Below are 19740 nucleotides of genomic sequence, written 5' to 3' on the forward strand. Positions count from 1 at the left end.
AAAAAAACGAATTTCTTTTTTTCGAGGAGACTGAGCTTAAGCCCACGGAAAGCGTAGTGTTTTTCTGTAGCGGTAGCTATTAATATTAATTTCAATTTAGATAGATATATTTGATTACAGGAGGCTTAAAAATGACCATTATTATTAATCCAACATCTATTCAAGAGAAAATTAATAATGCATCAGAAGGCTTAAAAGTAGATGCTGATGCTTGGTTTCAAAAGGCAGAAAAGCAAACAGAGGGTGTTACTTCCGGCAAGAAGGTAAATGATACAATTATTCAAACCGCTCTCGAAAATATAGATGAAGCAAACCCTGATTGGACGTATGCAGCTGCACGCATTTACGTGGGGAATTTATATAAAGAAGCTGCTGCGAACCGTGGCTACGAGGAAAGTGAAAAATATGGTTCTTTCTATCATTTAATTAAAGTGTTAACAGATGAAGGAATCTATACAACATCATTCTTGGAAAAGTATACAAAAGAAGAAATTGATCAAATCGGTAGCTTAATTGTATCGGAAAGAGATTTGTTATTTAACTATTTAGGCATTTATACGATTGCAACGCGTTATTTAGCAACAGATCACCAGAAGCGTGTATATGAGCTGCCTCAGGAGCGCTGGTTAATTATCGCGATGCACTTAATGCAAGATGAACCCAAAAACAAACGGTTGGAATATATTCAAGAAGCATATTGGGCTCTAAGCAATTTATATATGACTGTAGCAACACCAACCTTAACCAATGCCGGAAAAACACATGGCCAGCTTTCCAGTTGTTTTATTGATACAGTAGATGACAGCCTGCAGGCAATTTACGACAGCAATACCGATATTGCCAAGCTTTCTAAAAATGGTGGCGGAATCGGTGTTTATATGGGGAAAATTCGTGCAAGAGGAAGCTCGATTAAAGGATTCCAGGGAATGTCCAGCGGTGTTGTGCCATGGATTAAACAGTTAAACAATACAGCGGTCAGCGTGGATCAGCTGGGCACACGCAAAGGTGCAATTGCGATTTATTTAGATGTTTGGCATCGTGATATTGAATCATTCCTTGATCTAAAACTGAATAATGGGGATGACCGCATGCGTGCTCATGACATCTTTACAGGTGTATGCTTGCCGGACTACTTTATGGAACAGGTTGAAAACCGCGGCGATTGGTATTTATTTGATCCGCATGAAGTACGTCAGGTAATGGGCTATTCTCTAGAGGACTTTTATGATGAAGAAAAAGGAAATGGTTCATGGCGTCAAAAATACGAAGAATGTGTCGCAAATGAAGATTTATCAAAAGAAAAAGTACCGGCGATTGAAATTATGAAGCGTTTGATGCGTTCTCAGTTAGAATCTGGCACGCCTTTCATGTTCTACCGTGATGAAGTAAACCGTCAAAATGCAAATTCACATGAAGGTTTGATTTATTGCTCGAACCTGTGTACAGAAATCACACAAAATCAGTCACCGACTGAATTTGTTGAAGAGTTTTTAGAAAGCGAAAATACCATTGTAAGAAAATATCAGGCTGGAGACTATGTGGTTTGTAATTTGAGTTCGGTCAATCTTGGAAGAGCTGTTTCTAATGATGTATTAGAGCGTCTGATTCCAATTCAAGTAAGAATGCTGGATAATGTGATTGATATTAATACGCTGCCGATTATGCAAGCAACCATTACAAATCAAAAATACCGTGCTATTGGTCTTGGAACGTTTGGATGGCATCACCTTCTTGCGCTAAAAGGCATCGGCTGGGAGACAGAAGAAGCTGTTCAATATGCGGATGAACTTTACGAAAATATCGCTTATTTAACGATTAAAAGCAGTATGGAGTTAAGTAAAGAAAAAGGTGCTTATTCTGTTTATGAAGGAAGTAAATGGAGCACAGGTGCTTATTTTGACCAAAAAGGCTATACAGACTCTAAATGGACTGCATTAAAAGAAGAAGTCAAAGAGAATGGTATCCGTAATGGTTATTTAATGGCTGTTGCACCGAACTCTACAACTGCGATGATTGCAGGTTCGACAGCAAGTATCGATCCAATTTTCCAAGTGTTCTATCATGAAGAAAAGAAGGATTTTAAAATACCTGTCACAGCGCCGGCTTTAGATCATAACACGTATAATATTTATCGTCGTTCTGCATATATTGTCGACCAGCGTTATTCTGTCAGTCAGAATGCAAAACGCCAGCGTCATATTGATCAAAGCTTATCATTTAATATTTATGTACCAAATACAATTCGCGCATCTGTATTACTCGACTTACACTTACAGGCATGGAATGAAGGATTGAAAACGACGTATTATGTCCGTTCTACATCCAACGATGTCGAAGAGTGTGAGTGGTGTCAAAGTTGAGGATTCTCATTGCGTATTTAAGCTACAGCGGTAATACAGAAGAAGTTGCTGCGTATATTGGGGATTATTTAAATAAAGAAGGGATAACTGTTGAGTGGCATCGAATCGGCATCGATGCGCTCAACGATCCTGCTGATTATGACCTTGTATTTTTGGGTACCTTCACTTGGGAAAGAGGAGCTACACCAGATGAGGTAAAGGATTTTGTTTTAGAAGTAGGATATAAACCTGGAAATATGGTTATTTTCGGAACTGGTGATACACAATTTGGCGGGGATGATTTGTTTTGCAAAGCTGCAGATAAATTAGCACATTTTTATGGAAGCCGTTATCCGGCTCTAAAAATCGAACAATCGCCGCGTGGATCACAGGAGAATAAGATTGAACAGTGGTTAGAAGGAGTGCTGAATCATGCAAAAAGTTACGCTTGAACGTGCTAAAACGTTAGAACCGCGTTTTCCAAATAAGTCAACGGGCGTATTTGGAGGCCAATCAAGTGGCATTCTAAATTGGAATGATATTGCTTACCCACATTGGTATAAAATATATAAACGACTTGTCGGTAATTATTGGCAGGCCGATGAAATAAATATGTCTAGTGATGTAAAGCAGTTTCCCACCCTGTCAGAAGAAGAGCAGGATGCGTATTTGAAAATAATTGGGCTGTTATCCACATTAGATGCACCGCAAACAAGAACAGCATTGTTAATTTCACTCTATGCAACAGATGCTTCTGTCCAATCGATTATGGCAGTTATCGCGCAACAGGAAGCAGTGCATAATGAAAGTTATTCTTATGTACTATCCTCTGTCGTTTCCTGGAATGAACAGAATGAATCATTCCAATTAGGAAGAACAGATGAATTATTGATGAAACGGAATGAACTGTTAACAGAGCAATATAACACGTTTGTGGAAAACCCGACCATAGAAAATATCCTTAAAACATTAGTATATACTTCTCTGTTAGAAGGAATGTTTTTCTATTCTGGATTTGCTTTTTTCTATAATTTGGCGAGACAGAACAAAATGGTAGGGACCTCCACGATGATCAGCTATATCAACCGTGATGAATTGGAGCACGGCCGCTTTATTACAGAATTGTTCCGTGCAACATTAGCTGAGAATCCGGAGTATAATAATAAAGAATTCATTCAATGGATTTATGACCATTTCCATCAGTCTGTTGAATTGGAATTAGAATGGTCACATTATGCACTTGCGGGTGTGGAAGGAATTGATATGGATGAGCTTGACGGCTATATCAAATACCGTGCCAATAAAATGCTGCGTATGATGGGATTAGAAGAACTTTATCCAGAACATGTGGATAATCCTATGAAATGGATTCGTGCATATGTGGATAATGTGGATGGGACAAAAACGGATTTCTTTGAACAGAAATCACGTCAATATACAAAAACTAGTGATTTAAATGGTTTTGATGACTTGTAAAAAAAGCGCTTTTGGCGCTTTTTTTATTGCATAGGAAATTATAGAATTATTGCCTTGTGGATAACTATTTATAGTAAAACAGCCACGTCCAGCTCCGAGCGCCAAAAACTAGGAGATTTCACGTCGCGCCCTACGATAAGTCAACATCGGTTCGTCACCTCACCGTGTTTCCTTTATCTCAGTTGCACCGCTCCAATCTCTACGTTTTTAAACAGGCGCTCTGCGCTTTTGTTCTTGCATTACAAATTGTGAAATCTTCTCTTCGTGAATAATTGATAGAGAAAATAGGCGGTATTAGCCCTAAAAATAAAAGTTAATGGGTTGGAAATAACCGTTATTGACTAAATAAAAACAAAAACATATAATCAATTAGGAAAGCGCTTTCTATAATTAGTAGCTAACTAAATCACCCATTTTTTGTGGAGAGCAAAAATATTTATAAAACGAAACTTCATTCAGTGGGAGTTTTTCGACGCACAACTCTTTACGGTGGGACGAGTAATCGCAAAAGCTCTTCGGTGAGGCGAGTAATCGCAATGGTTTTCGATGGGACGAGTAATCGCAGTTCCAGCCCCAGTCCCAGGACGTTGCGAACTTAGTCTGCTTTCTTCATTCTTTCACTGAATTAGCCTTAGTGATTCAGGGAGTTAGCGCCCGTTATCTCCCGCCTAAATAAATTTATTTTCGCTCTTTATTTTGAGGCGGGAGTTTTACGGGCGTTCTCCGTGATAAAACTTAAAATAGGAGTAGAGGAGTATGTCTAAAATGGTTAAGCTAACGAATTGGATTTTTGAAATACTCAGCTTGCATATGTTCTGGTTGATATATATATTCAAAGGTTTTATTATACTCGGAATCTTCCCATCTACAGCAGCAGTATTTGCCGTGATCAGAAACTGGCTCCTAAATGGAGAATCGAAATCGATTCCTATGTTGTTTAAACAATATTACAAGGAAAACTTTAAAATATCTAATATACTAGGCTGGTTTTTGACTATCTTGACTTTCACAGTTATTGTGAATTTTATTTATACGCCTTATTATCTTGAGCAAATTCAGATAATAATGTATACTGCTATCATATTAATGTCTATTCTATTATTTATTAGCTGGGGTTATTTGTTTCCAGCTATTGTTCATTATAGGTTAGCTGTCTATGAATTATTTTTGGTCGTTTTAAAGGCTGGTTTTTCATCTTTAAAAGGCATGGTGATCCAAGTAATATCCGTTTTAATACTTTTTTTGCTGATATTAAAACTACCTGGTTTATTGCTTGTTTTTGGGGTTGTTCCCTTAGCATTTATGCAGATGGTGATCAGTATGAAAGTGTTTTATGAACTTGATTAGCCAAGATCAACTAACTCAATATGTCTATTGACTCTCCTCTTCCATCTTATTACTGAAACATGATGTGTTCCTAAATTTGTGAGAATAAGTAAATAATAGAAACCGGTTTCCGTTGTTTTTGAGTATATTTAAAAAAATTAGTTGTATTTTTGGTTATTAACGAATATAATAATTTTGAAACCGCTTTCTATTAATGTGTTTTCGAAACCGGTTTCCATCATCAATCTGTTTAGACACATAAAGTATATAAAACATCTAAAGGGGGCAATAGTTACTAGGCAGTTCCAAAGGTTTGTTCTAAAGAAAATAAATAATAAATATGGAGGTAGAAAAATGAAACGAGTCCTATCTTTGTCCGTTATTCTAGGTCTAGTATTTTTCCTTGCTGCTTGTAGTAGTAACAATGCAAAGTCAGGTTCTGATGATGGTTCGGTTACATTAAATTTTTGGACGTTTGGCGCTACAGGTTATGATGAATTGATAAAAGAATATGAAGAAGAAAATCCGAATGTGGACATTAAATTGAAAACATCGGAAAATGCGGATCATCACGATGCACTATTTACAGCAATATCGGCAGGAACTGGAGCGCCAGATATTGCTATGATCGAAGTGGATCAGTTAGATCGTTTTAAGCAAGCTCAAGATCGTTTTGTTAATTTATTTGATCATGATGCAGAAGGAGTTCAAGACCAGTATCAAGATTGGGCTTGGAACACGGGGCTAAATGTAGAAGGAGATTTTATGTTTGGATTACCTACGGATATAGGTCCGAAAGCTTTGTATTATCGGACGGATGTATTCGAGGACGCTGGGTTACCAACGGAGCCGGAAGAAGTAGCTAGTTTGATTGATTCTCCAGAAGCATTGAAGGAAGCTGCTATAACTGTAAAAGAAGAAACAGATAAACCATTTTTAGATAGTATGGAAATGGCATATAGGGCTTATTTAGATGTAGCACCAGAAACCCATTTGAATCCAGAAGGTGAATTAATTGTTAACCAAGAAGGAAGTCAGGTAAAAAAAGCATATGATTATGCAGTTGAGTTAAATGAAGAAGGGCTGGTTGGCAATTTCGAAATGTGGAGTCCGGAATGGGCAAATGCAGTAAATAACGGTGATTTTGCTGCTGAATTAGGCCCTGGTTGGTTGAAAGGCTGGATGGAAGGAAATGCACCAGATGCTTCTGGATTATTTCAAGTTACCCTTTTACCAACGGAATTTTCTGCGAACTGGGGTGGGTCATTTCTTACAATTCCTGCAGAAACGGAACATGCAGATGAGGCATACCAATTTATCGAGTGGTTGACCTCTGCTGAAAATCAATTGGAATCATTCAAGAGTCATGGACTATTTCCATCAGCACCGGAAGTATATGAAATGGAAGACTTTAAAACCAATGAAGATGAATTTTTCGATGGGCAAGTCACATCTGTTGTATTTGGTGAAGCAGCGAATGATATTACGGAGGCAGTTTATAAAGGAGAAAATTATGTCTCTGTAAACAATGAAATTTTAACAGCATTAATAAATGTACAAGAAGGTGCAGATCCAGAGGAAGAGTGGGAAGCAGCAATCCAACGAGCTGAGGATCTAGTTAGCCGTTAAATGAAGAAGAACATAATTAGCATGGATATGGTACTTCATACCATATCCATGTGTTGATAAGAAATGGGGTGAAAGCGTGGGCTCTTATAAAAAGAAAATAAATAAAAGATATCTATCGGAAGAAAAAAAAGATATGATCTCAGGATATCTATACGTGTCACCATTTTTTATTATTTTCTTTTTAGTTGGTTTATTTCCCATACTGTTTAGTCTTTATTTAGCTTTTCAGCAATGGAATGGATTTTCACCGATGGAATTTGTAGGATTAAATAACTTTAAAATTGTTTTGACAGATTCTCTATTTTGGAAATCTGTCTACAATACAATCGTTATGGGACTATTAGGTACAGCTCCTCAATTGGTTGTTGGGATACTTTTAGCATTTTTGCTAAATCAAGTGTTTTTACGGTTTAAACAATTTTATCGCGTAACGATTTTTATGCCTTATATTACATCAATGGTAGCTGTTGCCCTTGTATTTAGCGTTTTATTCAGTAATCAAGATTCGTCAATGGCGAATTATCTATTGGGATTATTTGGATTTGATCCAATAAACTGGGGTACCTCTGAATGGGGGACGAAAATTGCCATCTCTTTAATGGTTTTTTGGAGATGGATTGGCTACAATACAATTATTTATCTTGCAGGCTTACAAAGTATCCCTGGGGATTTGTATGAAGCAGCCAGAATAGACGGGGCAAGTAAATTTCAACAATTAAGGTATATTACGATGCCACTGTTAAAACCATTTATCCTTTTAACCGTCTTTTTCTCTACGGTAGGAGCGTTACAATTATTTTCGGAGCCTACCGTGTTTTTGGGACAGAATGCTTTTACAAGAAGTGAAGCGATGACAATTGTCATGTATTTATATCGAGATGCATTTAGATTACAGTCTTTTGGAACAGCGTCTGCAACAGCGGTTATCTTAGTTATTTTTATTGCCGTTCTAGCAGCAATAAATTTATATCTGACATCAGGAATCGGAAGAAAAAAGAAAAGAGGTGTAGGTAAATGAAGGAAGTAGGTTCCAAGAAATTCTCATTTGGGAAGATTTTAATGTATGGTTTCTTGTCTCTTGCATCTCTTTTATCCATTTTTCCGTTTTATTGGATGTTTGTGATGGCTACCCGTCCTAGTGCGGCTTATAATTCTATTCCTCCTACACTTACCCCTGGAAACATGTTAGTCGAAAATTTCCAGAAGGTATTGCAGCAAATTGATTTTTTTGGAGCAATGTGGAATTCATTTGTTCTGTGTGTCGTTGTTACGATCGTAGTACTATTAATCAGTTCGTTAGCAGGTTTTGCATTCGCGAAATTTAAATTCCCAGGGAAAAATATACTTTTCATTGCGATTTTATTAACGATGATTATACCGCCCCAGCTAGGATTAATTCCTCAATATTTTTTAATCGCAAAGGCAGGATTGTTAGATACCTTGCAAGGGGTTATGATTCTATCTTTTCTTAATCCATTAGGAATATTTTTAATGAGACAATATATTAGTGGATCGATTACAGATGAATTGATTGAAGCAGCGAAATTAGATGGAGCCTCTAATTTTAAGATTTATTGGAAAATCGTGCTACCGATTATACTTCCAGCTTTTGCAACGTTGGGTATTATTGTATTTACATCAGTGTGGGGAGAGTTTTTATGGCAGTTTACCGTATTGCGTGATCCGGAAATGTATACGATACAAGTGGCCTTAGCTTCGTTGAATAATACATTTAAAGTGGATTATGGTATGTTAATGTCAGGTGTATTTTGGGCTACGATTCCATTGGTTATTATTTTCCTCTTATTTAACAAATTATTTATAGCGAGCATTACAGAGGGAGCTGTAAAATCTTAAAAATAACCGAGGATAAACTTTTATAGAATATTGAGGAGATTCCATGAAACTTACAATAAAAAATATAGCTGAGATAGCTGGTGTCTCACCAGCAACGGTTTCGAAAGTAATGAATAATTATAGTGGGGTTAGTGAAGAAACCAAAAAGAGAGTATTGGACGCAATTAAGGAAAATAAATATCAACCTACTTATACAGCTAGAACACTTTCAACGAAGAAATCGAAGCTAATTGCTTTAATATATGCGGGTAAAATTAATGTTGATTTTAATCACCCATTTTTTAGTGAAGTAGTTAGTTCTTTTAAAAAAGCGATCGGTATGATGGGTTATGATATTATCATGTTTTCAGATGAAAGCTTTGGACATGATAATGGAAGTTATCTTGCTAGGTGCAGATATTATCATGTGGAGGGCTGTGTGATTATTGCCGGAGATGAAATTGAAGAAAGTATCCAAGAATTAGTTGAAAGTGGAATACCATGTGTGGGGATCGATATTGAATTAAGTGGACCTAGAGTTAGTTATGTGATGACGGATAATATACAACTTTCTACCAATGTTGTGCATCAATTGTATTTGGATGGGGTAAGAGATATCGGATATATTGGGGGATTGCGTAATTCTACAGTAGCTAGAAACAGGAAAACAGGCTTTGAGAATGCAATGAAGCAACTAGGAATGGAAATAGAGCCTAATTGGATGCAATATGGAGATTATTATGAAGAAAGTGGTTATCTTGCGATGAGAAAGATTTTAGATCAACCAACGCACCCTAAAGCTGTTTTTGCTATTTCTGATTTGATGGCTTTTGGTGCGTTAAAGGCAATAGAAGAAGTGGGGCTTCAGGTTCCTCATGATATGAGAATAATTGGCTGTGATGATATTAATGCCTGTCGATATAGTAGTCCTAAACTTTCAACGGTAAAACAATATAAAGGTAGATTAGGGAAGCTGGCTGCAAATATTTTGCATGATTTAATAGCGAGTGATAAAAAAATAGCGCCTGTTTTAATTGATTCTGAGTTAATCATAAGAGAGTCTTAACATGATAAGGTGAGAAGCTTATAAATGGTTTGGAGCATGAGTGTGTTAAAAAGGTGGTGTTCTAATGTATAGATTAATGGATAATAATGCATTTGTTATGGAAGGTTTTCAAAGATTTCATCCTTTTTCAAGTTTTCTGCCAGGTATTGCTGGGAAGAGCGGAATACCACTTTGGGCCTTTTACGTAAATCGTGGCCAGGCTATGGCAGGGTTTGGTATACGAGATAAAAATTCTATGATCACGGAATTTTTTCCGGCAGATAAAGCCTATCAAATGGTTCCGATCCAGGGGTTTCGAACATTTATTAAGTTACGTACAAAAGAAGGAGATGCTGTTTTTGAGCCATTTTCGTTTCGTCGTGATAATGAAACCGTAAGCGAAGAGCTAACGATAAACGAGAATCATTTACAACTTAAATATGATAATAAAAATCGTGGGCTCGTTTTAACTGTGGAATATTTTACGCTGCCCCAAGCTCCTCTCGCAGGGCTTGTGAGAGAAGTTACCTTAGAAAATATAGATCACGAGGAAAAGGAACTGGAAATCGTTGATGGATTGGCAACAGTTTTGCCTAGTGGCTTATCGAATTCTACTTATAAAGAAATAAGTAATACGTTGAAAAGCTGGTTTGATGTAGAAACGATTGATAATCAGTTTAATTTTTATCATTTACGTGGGAGTACGGAAGATAATGCAAATGTTTCGAAAACCTATGATGGAAATTTTTATAGTAGCTTAGCTATTTTAAATGGGAAAGAAAAAATCGTAAAACCTTTCTATGACCGTGCTTTAATTTTTGGAAAGGATCTTACGCTACAATATCCGGATGCTTTTCATATGGAAGCGGTATCTTCACTAACAGAGCATAAACAAGTGCCTACAAATAAAGTATCAGGAGGATTTACCCTCTTACCTGCCAAGCTTGCATCAGGGGATAAACTTCGTATTGTTTCTTTAATCGGTTATGGTGAGAATCGCGAAACAATAAAGCAATTTATTCATGAAAATTTTCGATACGAGAAAGTCTTTGAATATAAAAATATAGCTAAAACAATAACGGATAATCTCACCAGTGTAGTAACAACGAAAACTGCTGAACCTTTATTTGATGCTTATGTGAACCAAAACTATTTAGATAATGGCCTACGTGGTGGTTTTCCGATGGTTTTTCAAAATAAAAAAAAGAATCACATATTTTATCTTTATTCTCGAAAACATGGTGACTTAGAGCGGGATTATAATTTTTTCTCCATAAGCCCGAGTTTTTATTCTCAAGGTAATGGAAACTATCGTGATATCAATCAAAATCGTCGTTTGGATGTCATCTTTAACCCGAAACTCAAAGATTATAATATCAAGCATTTTGTTAACTTACTTCAACTGGATGGCTATAATCCACTTTTTATTAAAGAAGTACAGTATAAGTTAAATAATAATATGGATTTTAGTAAGTATGGTTTATCTAAAGCTCAGAACAAGAAATTATCTGAGCTATTTCGTGAGTCATTTGCTCCGGGAGACATTTTAAAGTTTGTACAGGATCATTCTATCTCACTGGCTATCTCTTTTGAAACATTTTTAACGGAGATACTGTCAAACAGTGAAGAATCATTAGAAGCAGAACACGGAGAAGGATTTTGGATTGATCATTGGACATATAACTTAGACCTTCTAGATAGCTATTTAGCAATTTATCCAGATAAAACAAAAAACGTATTTTTTGATATGTGCTATCGATTTTTTGACAGTCCAGCATATGTCCAACCAAGAGCAAAAAAATATATACAAAAAGAAGGGAAGCTACGTCAATCCAATGCTGTCCACATTGATGAGGGAAAACAACAAGAAGAAAGGGAAGGTCAATGGGTTCGAAGTAATTTTGGTGAAGGAAACGTTTATGAAACAAACTTATTTTCTAAACTGTTTTTACTAGCTGCCATTAAAACTTCTACCATTGCACCGTTAGGATTAGGGATAGAAATGGAAGCTGGAAAACCAGGATGGAATGATGCTTTAAATGGATTACCGGGTATGTTCGGTGCGAGTACATCAGAACTTTATGAATTAAAGCGGCTTTTAAAACAGCTACAGCATCTTTCTACATTACCTGAAGAAAAAGTCAAACTTCCTGAAGAAGTATATCCATTGATAGCAGGTTTGGAAACACAAATTCGTCAATCAGATAAAAAAAGTAAACAAGGACAATTAAAATACTGGAATGAAGTTAGTCGATTAAGAGAAACATATCGATCTTCCATAAAAGATGGTATTAGCGGATATAATCTAGAATTATCAATGGAAACTGTCATGAAGATGTTAGCAGCGTATCAACAGCAAGTAGATGATGGAATAGAGCGTGTAGAAATGTATCAGGACCAAGAATTGATACCAACATACTTTTATTTTGAAATAAAAACAGATAGTGACAATCTAGGTCAGATAAATGAATGTAAGCCATATGCCGTAACGCCATTTTTAGAGGGAATCGTTAAAAAATTAAAATTAAGTGATCGATTAGAGGAAGCTAAAAGTATTTATGATGCTGTTCGACGATCCCCTATTTTCGATGAAAAACTGGGAATGTATAAAACGAGTATGCCCATTTCTGAAGAAACCGTTGAACTTGGAAGAGCTAAATTTTTCACACCAGGCTGGTTAGAGAATGAATCTGTATTTATGCATATGGAATATAAATATTTGTTGGAATTATTAAATAAAGGATTATTCAACGCATTTTTTAATGATATCAGGTCCGCCCTCGTACCGTTTATGGATCCTGAGAAGTATGGTCGAAGTATTTTAGAGAATGTATCATTTATAGCCAGTAGTGCAAATCCGGATGCTTCTATCCATGGAAAGGGTTATGTAGCTCGGCTAAGTGGTTCAACGATAGAATTTTTAAATATGTGGGTTTTAATGTTTATTGGGAAACAACCTTTTATGTATGATAAAGAGAATGATTTGCTCCATTTTCGGTTAGAACCTGTACTACCAAGTTGGCTTTTTAGGGAGGATGGTACTGTTTCATTTATGCTTTTTGGTTGTATAGAAGTAACTTATCATAACGATAGGCGTTGTGACAGCTTTGGAGAAGACGGAGTTGTGCCCGTTGGTTATATCATTATTTATAAAGATGGTAAGAAATATGAAGTTTCCGAGGCGGAAGTTATCGGTCCATTAGCACGTGACATTCGAAATCTTACTGTTGCGAAAATAATCGTGAAATTGAAGTAACAACGTAAATAAAGATCGAATAATAAATACTTTATTTTTTAAATAGATGACTTTTACCAGATTAACTGTTTTTAATCGTAGTATCGTTTAAATCATGTTAACATTCCTCTTTCTTAAGCAATCGAGCATTACTTTAATAATTTTAAAAAAAATTTTAACTTTTCTAGGAAGGAAGAGATATTCATGAATAAGTACATTGCTTTTGATATAGGGGGTACAGAAGTAAAACACGCTGTTTTACTGGAAGATGGAACGTTCATAGAAAAGGGGAAATATCGTACAAGAAGGTCCAATTTAAATCAATTTTTGACGGATATTATTTTAACGATAAAAGCTTATCAAACGAATGACCATATATCAGGGATTGCGATTAGTATGCCTGGGTTTGTTAATATCAAAACAGGTTATACGGAAGATGCTGGTGCTATCACGATATTAAATGGAAAAAACTTAAAAACACTTTTGGAAACTCAAATTTCATGTCGGGTAGAAATAGAGAATGATGGAAACTGTGTAGCATTAGCTGAAAAATTTAACGGCAATGCCATAGATTGTAAGGATTTCGTTTGTATCACAATAGGGACTGGAATAGGTGGCGGTATATTTTTAAACGATCGGATATTTCATGGTCACCAGTTTAAAGCTGGAGAAATAGGTTATATGCTCACACCAGGAAGTCGTACTAAAGATGAAATATGGAGCGATAATGGATCTACTTCCAGTTTAATTAAAAGTTATAAGCAGTATAAAGGGCTAGATAAAAAAGAGGCTATAGAGGGGGAAGAAATTTTTCAAGAGGCAGGAAGCAATGCAGAAGTCCAGCTACTTGTAGAAAAATGGCTGGAAAGAATTAGTTTTGGTATTTTTAACATTGCAGGGACACTTAATCCAGAAAAAATTTTAATAGGTGGAGGAGTTAGTGCCCGTGAAGGGTTTGCAAAAAGAATCGAAAATCATTTAAAACAGCAAGAGGAATGGAATTTTATAAAAGTTCCAATCGAAACTTGTAAGCATAAAAATGATGCAGGCATGTTAGGGGCATTAAAACATTTCTTGACGCAAAAAGAGTGTGTAACGTGAAGAAACAGGTTACCCCGCATAATATATTTCTGTGGCAATAGTGTAGCCTTTCTTTCATTTCACACTTAATAGAAAAGATGGTTGGAGGTTCTGTTTTCAAATTTAAGTCTTAGAATAATACGATTATCCATTTTAATACTAAAATATTATAAAAGGAGACATATGGTATGTTACATGAGAAGCTTACATCTTTTCCTAAGAATTTTCTATGGGGAGCTGCATCGGCTGCATATCAGGTAGAAGGTGCTTGGAACGAGGATGGGAAAGGCATTTCGAATTGGGATACATTTGTGCGTATCCCTGGGAAAACATTTAAAGGAACCAATGGTGATGTAGCTGTAGATCATTATAACCGTTATAAAGAAGATATACAGCTCATGGCGGAGATGGGAATAAAAACGTATCGCTTTTCTGTAGCTTGGGCACGTATCTTTCCAAATGGAAAAGGAGAAATCAATCAGGAAGGTCTTGATTTTTATCATCATTTAATTGATGAATTAATAGATCATGGAATAGAGCCGATTCTAACGATCTATCATTGGGATTTACCACAAGCATTACAGGACGCGTATGGTGGTTGGGAATCAAGACAAGTTATAGAAGATTTTACAAATTATTGTGTTGCTTTATATAAAGCATTTGGGGACCGAGTAAAATATTGGGTCTCTTTAAATGAACAAAATGTTTTTACGCGATTAGGCTATCAATCTGCAATGCATCCTCCAGGTGTGAAAGATGATAAGTTATTTTATCAAGTGAATCATCATGCAAGCCTGGCAAACGCCGCAGCAATGAGGGAATTTCGAAACTACGTACCCAATGGGAAAATAGGTCCAAGCTTTGCTTATTCACCAGCATATGCTGCGACATCAAAGCCTGAAGACGTGCTCGCTGCTGAAAATGCAGAAGAGTTTACAAGTCATTGGTGGATGGATGTTTATGTTTGGGGAACATATCCGAAAGCTGCATGGGATTACTTAGAAAGAAAAGGGATTGCTCCACATGTGGAAGTGGGGGATTTTGAACTATTAAGGGAAAATAAACCTGATTTTATGGGAGTAAACTATTATCAAACAACCACATTTGAAAAAAATACACTAGATGGCGTTACTTCAGAAGGGAACTTTAATACTTCAGGAGAAAAAGGAACAACAGAGGATACAGGTATTCCGGGTTTATATAAAACGGTGCATAATAAAAATTTAAATAGAACAAACTGGGATTGGAATATTGATCCACAAGGTTTACGTATCGGTCTAAGAAGAATTACGAACCGTTATAAACTTCCCGTTTTAATAAGTGAAAATGGTCTAGGAGAATACGATCAAGTAGAAGCGGACGGCTCGATAAATGATGATTATCGGATAGAATATCTTACATCACATGTAAAAGCTATTCAGGAGGCATTAACAGATGGAGTAGAAGTCATTGGTTATTGTGTTTGGTCTTTTACAGATCTTTTAAGTTGGTTGAATGGATATCAGAAACGCTATGGTTTTGTTTACGTTAATCAACAGGAAGAGGGAGAACATGATCTGCGTCGTATAAAAAAGAAAAGCTTTTATTGGTATAAAGATACGATAGAAAATAATGGAGAAAACCTGAGATAATTCATATATTATTTGAAAACCACAACGCCAAAGAATGTTGTGGTTTTTCTATTCTCAAAGGCAGAATAAGCATTTTTTACACAATAAGTATAAGAAAAACGATGGGTTAAGGAACTTCGACTAAGGTCTCCATGTTCCTGCGGGGACATCAAAGTCGGCATACCCTTGTGCAAGTAAAAGACAAGCGAATATAAGTTTTTCTCAAATAATTTCTAGTGTAGAATTTATTTGAGAAAAGGCTGAGACAATGTGTGTTTAATTGAGACATGTGGATAAAACTAATCGTTATCCACATGTCTTTTTGTTTAATGTGAATTAAAATATTGTTTATGTACAAGGTTAACTATCTAATATGGATAAGTCTCCTGTGATCGCATCAATAGCATAAGCACCACTTGTTACCTTTCCACATAATTGATACATTTTAGTTTGCTGATCATAAACATATACAGGCTCTACTTCCATATACTCATATAAACGCTCAGCAGCTGTTTCTACATTTATTTTCACCGCTTCCGCTTCTTCAAAGAAGTCAAAGGCTTCTAGAAGGGAGGAGGGATCCATATAATTTTCAACTTTTAATGTCTCTGGATGAATCCACAGCATTAAGGATGGATAAATAACCTTTGGTGTAGCTTCCGCAGGATCTAATCGTGCTAATATATAACCCCGTTCACGTTTTACAGAGGTTAAACGCCAAAGACCACTATCGTCCGGGAACTCCATCCGCAGCATGTTTGTAATTTCTGGCAGGATTTCCTCCACTGCCTCATCCGAAATAGGCAGGTTATTATCTTGGAGTGCTCTTTTTTGAAAAACTTCTTCTTCTGTAAATGAATATTTTAAATCAATTTCTTTTTCCTCAAATTTCTCAATAGAAGGCTCCTGCCAAGTTAAAATCGTATGGAGAGGTTTATAAGAAAGATTATTCTCTATCTTATCAAAATAGATGACAGCATCAGAACTCTGATTCGGAACAAGGAAGCTGGATATAACGTATAGGGGCTTCCAAGCCGCACTTGATTCGTCAGGGACTTCTATAAGCTTACAATGCTGTTTTGCTAAAGGTTGTATAACCTCATCTACTAAATTAAAAGGTTCCCATTGGATTTGTGACTCATCGGCAAACATTCCCTGTATGTAAAAGCTGGATAATAGTCCGTCTTCATTAAAGGAAATATCAATGGTTCCTCCAGGAAAGAGTCTGATATTATCCACAGCTGCATGAAAAGCGATTCTTTCTTTTGTTTCATTTACAAGCTTGAATTGTCTGCCATATTCTAATTGAGTCAGGTCTTCAACCCATTCAATCATAGCTTCCATGTTATCCACCTGTGGAAACACTTCAGCAGGTAATAAGTTTTTTTCATTCACAAATACAATATGAATCCATTTTTGTGTTTCAATATCCACATCTATTACAATGGCTCCGTCTGGATTTAAATCATCATTTTTTATGACGCCGTTTGGTAACCATGTCATGCTTAAATCTATTTTGTCCTCCTCATGTAGAAGGAAATCATAACTCTCTAAATAAAAATCATTTAATTGAAATTGTTCACGTGTTTTTTCAATTAATTCTTCTGTAACAGGATACATATCAATACCTCGCTTTTGACTTTTAGAATGATTAAAGTATAACATGCTAGATAGCCTTTCTAAAGAAAGGCAAAATAAAAACGGCTTCGAATCGTGTCCGACGCCGTTTTTATTATCATACCAATTAATTATTCAAATGATTAATAAGTCCGTTAGTAATTGCACGAGCTACACTAGATTGATAGTCACCTGTCTGTACGACGGTTAAATCATGTGGATTTGTAATATATCCAAGCTCAATCAACACAGACGGAGCGTTTGTTTCTTGAAGCACTTTATATCCTGCTTGCTGTGTCCCTCTGGATGGTAAGGAAACAGTAGACGATAGCGTGCTGTTAAGTGAGCTGGCCAATGCAGCGTCTGAATCGGAATTATAATAAGTAGTTACGCCACTAACTGGTACAGCAGAGAAACTGTCATAATGTAAACTGATAAAAGCATCGGTATTATAGCTATTACTAGTTTGTACTCTTTCGTCTAATGAAATAAAATAATCACCGCTTCTTGTCGTGATCACATTTGCTCCAGCTTCTTCAAGCTGTTGAACGACATAATCTGCTGTTGATGTGACAACATCTTTTTCATAAATATTGTTTAACCCGATCGCGCCAGGGTCTTTTCCTCCATGGCCAGGATCAATCACAATGTTATACCCGGATAGAGATCCAGAACTGCTAGATTGTGTTTGAGCTGCCTCTACAGTTGGAGCAGAATCTTGGGATGTTTCTTCTTCACTTACATTACCATCTGTAGTCAACCAAGATGCGATCCATCCTGTTTCTCCATCACCTAAGGAAACTTCAAGCCAATCTCCTGAAGTAGAGGCGACATCATAGACATCTCCTTGATAAGCATAGGAAATAATTGTATCAGATGTACTTGGACCGGAACGAACATAAATGCTGTCGGCAGAAACAGTCACTGCTCCAGAGCTACTGTCAGCTGTTTCTTCTGTTGTTTGTTCATCTGAAGTTACTTCTTCTGCTGGTGCTTCTTCCTGGTTAGAGTTTCCAGTTGGAATAAGATGATGTTTTGCAATCCAAACAGGTTCCCCGCCGTAATAAGTCTGTACCCAACCATGTTGTTCGTCAAAAGCGTTTATTTGGTCTCCCTTTGTAAACTGACCAACAAGAGAAGCGTTATTAGATGGCTCGCTTCGAATGTTTAAAACAGGTGAGCTTACTTCATAACTATCACTGTTTGCGAAGCTTATACTTGGTAAGAAAAAACTAATTATAAATAAAATTGCTATCAATAGATAAACTCTTTTTGTTTTCTTTTCCATTGAATCCTCCTCTAGTTGTAAAATTAATTACATGATTGGATACTAATAGAATAGCCTAAACAAAGAAGAGTTTAAACCTCCAATCGTAAAAATAATCAAAAAAGACTAGCATTTTGATATTCTTTTAGGATTAATTAGTTATTTTGGGAACTATATAAGTTGAAATAAAAATTGTATCCTCTAGCATTCGCTTCGGAAAAACACTACGCTTTCCAGGGGCTTGCCAATCAGCGCAGACAGAAGCATAGTCGCACTTATGTCTGTGGTAGAAAAAGAAGACCACTTTTTCTGCGGGGTCTTCACACTGGGGCTGGGGCTGCGATTACTCGCCCCATCGAAGAACTTTTGCGATTACTCGTCCCATCAAAACCGTCGCTGGTTACAGTGCTTAACCACATAATAAATGATTGATTATGTTAGAGAAAAAGATAGATTTAATAATTCAACCTATATAGAAAGCACAAAACTTTCTTATTTGTGCGTCGTGGAGGATGCAAGATTTTAGCAATCCTGCCTGTCATAAGTATTTTTAAATCAGGATTTCAGCGATTTTAATGCTATGTGTATTTTAACGAAGCCGTTATTCAGCTAAAAATTTACATTTATTTCATAGTAAAAGGGCTTTAAGAAAGCTTATTTTGCTTTCTTAAAAACCCATTTAACTTTCTAATCATCTGCAAAAGAAAGTAATGTTGAAGCAGCTTTAAAAGCTTTTTTATCGTTTAATATATCACCTGGTTTACGTGCTTTTCCAATAACATAGCCTGCAAAATGCATTTTATAAAAATCACATATATATTGAAATTGCTGAATAAGCGGCAGTCCTTTTATAAATGGATTATCACCGCCTACGATAATAAGATATACTTTTTTTTGTGATAGTTTCTCTCTGAAATCAGGATAGTCCGAATCTCTTAATATTTGCGACCACCGATCAATAAATAGCTTCATAAGTGCAGACATACTATACCAATAAATAGGCGTAGCAAAAACAATGGTATCATGCTCTAAAAGGAGATCAATCAGTTTTGTATGATCATCATTTACTGGTGTAAAACCACCCGCCTCATGTCTTTGATCAATAATTGGATAAATCGTATAGTCTCGTAAATAAACATGGGTGCCTTGGGTTTTAGGTACGGCTTCATAGGTGAGTAGTTCAGTGTTACTGTTCTTACGTGTCGATCCATGGAAAACAATAATGCTCATAAACATCCTCCTTCTATTATTGGAGAAACGGGGAGAGGAAATAAAGATAG

At 36.2% G+C, this 19740-nt stretch carries 14 protein-coding genes; 11 read left to right on the plus strand and 3 right to left on the minus strand.

The genetic code is table 11. The annotated features are described in order from the left end of the window. Positions 1 to 131 precede the first annotated feature (131 nt). From BN986_RS02910 to BN986_RS02960, 11 genes are all read left to right on the plus strand, one after another. Positions 132 to 2360 (plus strand): ribonucleoside-diphosphate reductase subunit alpha, encoded by a 2229-nt coding sequence (locus BN986_RS02910; protein WP_040978136.1) that lies wholly within the window; start codon positions 132 to 134, stop codon positions 2358 to 2360. Continuing rightward, on the plus strand, positions 2345 to 2791 hold the full coding sequence (locus BN986_RS02915) for a flavodoxin (protein WP_040978137.1): 447 nt from the start codon (positions 2345 to 2347) through the stop codon (positions 2789 to 2791). Before BN986_RS02910 ends, BN986_RS02915 begins: the two co-directional genes overlap by 16 nt. Continuing rightward, positions 2772 to 3815 carry a ribonucleotide-diphosphate reductase subunit beta gene (locus BN986_RS02920; protein ID WP_040978138.1) on the plus strand — a complete coding sequence of 348 codons (1044 nt, stop codon included), beginning with the start codon at positions 2772 to 2774 and terminating at the stop codon, positions 3813 to 3815. The genes BN986_RS02915 and BN986_RS02920 overlap by 20 nt, the downstream gene beginning before the upstream one ends. 756 nt (positions 3816 to 4571) lie before the next feature. Then, positions 4572 to 5162, plus strand: a complete 591-nt coding sequence (locus tag BN986_RS25640) for a YesL family protein (RefSeq protein WP_052400600.1) — start codon at positions 4572 to 4574, stop codon at positions 5160 to 5162. A 333-nt stretch (positions 5163 to 5495) separates the two neighbouring features. After that, on the plus strand, positions 5496 to 6770 hold the full coding sequence (locus BN986_RS02930; protein ID WP_040978139.1) for an ABC transporter substrate-binding protein: 1275 nt from the start codon (positions 5496 to 5498) through the stop codon (positions 6768 to 6770). A gap of 133 nt (positions 6771 to 6903) precedes the next feature. Beyond that, positions 6904 to 7788, plus strand: coding sequence for a carbohydrate ABC transporter permease (locus BN986_RS02935; RefSeq protein ID WP_081922144.1), 885 nt, complete (start codon positions 6904 to 6906; stop codon positions 7786 to 7788). Continuing rightward, positions 7785 to 8627 (plus strand): carbohydrate ABC transporter permease, encoded by an 843-nt coding sequence (locus BN986_RS02940; protein WP_040978141.1) that lies wholly within the window; start codon positions 7785 to 7787, stop codon positions 8625 to 8627. Before BN986_RS02935 ends, BN986_RS02940 begins: the two co-directional genes overlap by 4 nt. Positions 8628 to 8670: 43 nt before the next feature. Then, the gene (locus BN986_RS02945) at positions 8671 to 9672 is read left to right on the plus strand and encodes a LacI family DNA-binding transcriptional regulator (protein WP_040978142.1); all 1002 of its coding nucleotides are present in this window, start codon (positions 8671 to 8673) and stop codon (positions 9670 to 9672) included. Between the two features lie 64 nt (positions 9673 to 9736). Beyond that, positions 9737 to 12907: a hypothetical protein gene (locus tag BN986_RS02950; protein ID WP_040978143.1), complete on the plus strand. Its 3171-nt coding sequence runs from the start codon at positions 9737 to 9739 to the stop codon at positions 12905 to 12907. A gap of 183 nt (positions 12908 to 13090) precedes the next feature. After that, entirely contained in the window at positions 13091 to 13987 is an 897-nt protein-coding gene (locus BN986_RS02955; protein WP_040978144.1) for an ROK family protein, read from the plus strand. 167 nt (positions 13988 to 14154) lie between these two features. Further along, the gene (locus BN986_RS02960) at positions 14155 to 15597 is read left to right on the plus strand and encodes a glycoside hydrolase family 1 protein (RefSeq protein ID WP_040978145.1); all 1443 of its coding nucleotides are present in this window, start codon (positions 14155 to 14157) and stop codon (positions 15595 to 15597) included. A gap of 339 nt (positions 15598 to 15936) precedes the next feature. Here BN986_RS02960 and BN986_RS25645 read toward each other — a convergent pair whose 3' ends face one another. The 3 genes from BN986_RS25645 to BN986_RS02975 all read right to left on the minus strand — a co-directional run bounded on the left by BN986_RS25645 (position 15937) and on the right by BN986_RS02975 (position 19690). Continuing rightward, positions 15937 to 17241, minus strand: coding sequence for a hypothetical protein (locus BN986_RS25645; protein WP_148417059.1), 1305 nt, complete (start codon positions 17239 to 17241; stop codon positions 15937 to 15939). Between the two features lie 79 nt (positions 17242 to 17320). Beyond that, complete coding sequence (locus tag BN986_RS02970) at positions 17321 to 18481, minus strand: N-acetylmuramoyl-L-alanine amidase family protein (RefSeq protein ID WP_040978146.1); 1161 nt, start codon at positions 18479 to 18481, stop codon at positions 17321 to 17323. Positions 18482 to 19147: 666 nt separating this feature from the next. After that, positions 19148 to 19690, minus strand: coding sequence for a flavodoxin family protein (locus BN986_RS02975; protein ID WP_040978147.1), 543 nt, complete (start codon positions 19688 to 19690; stop codon positions 19148 to 19150). Positions 19691 to 19740: the final 50 nt, after the last annotated feature.

The organism is Oceanobacillus jeddahensis, assembly GCF_000750635.1.
In the GTDB taxonomy this organism is placed as follows: domain Bacteria; phylum Bacillota; class Bacilli; order Bacillales; family Amphibacillaceae; genus Oceanobacillus; species Oceanobacillus jeddahense.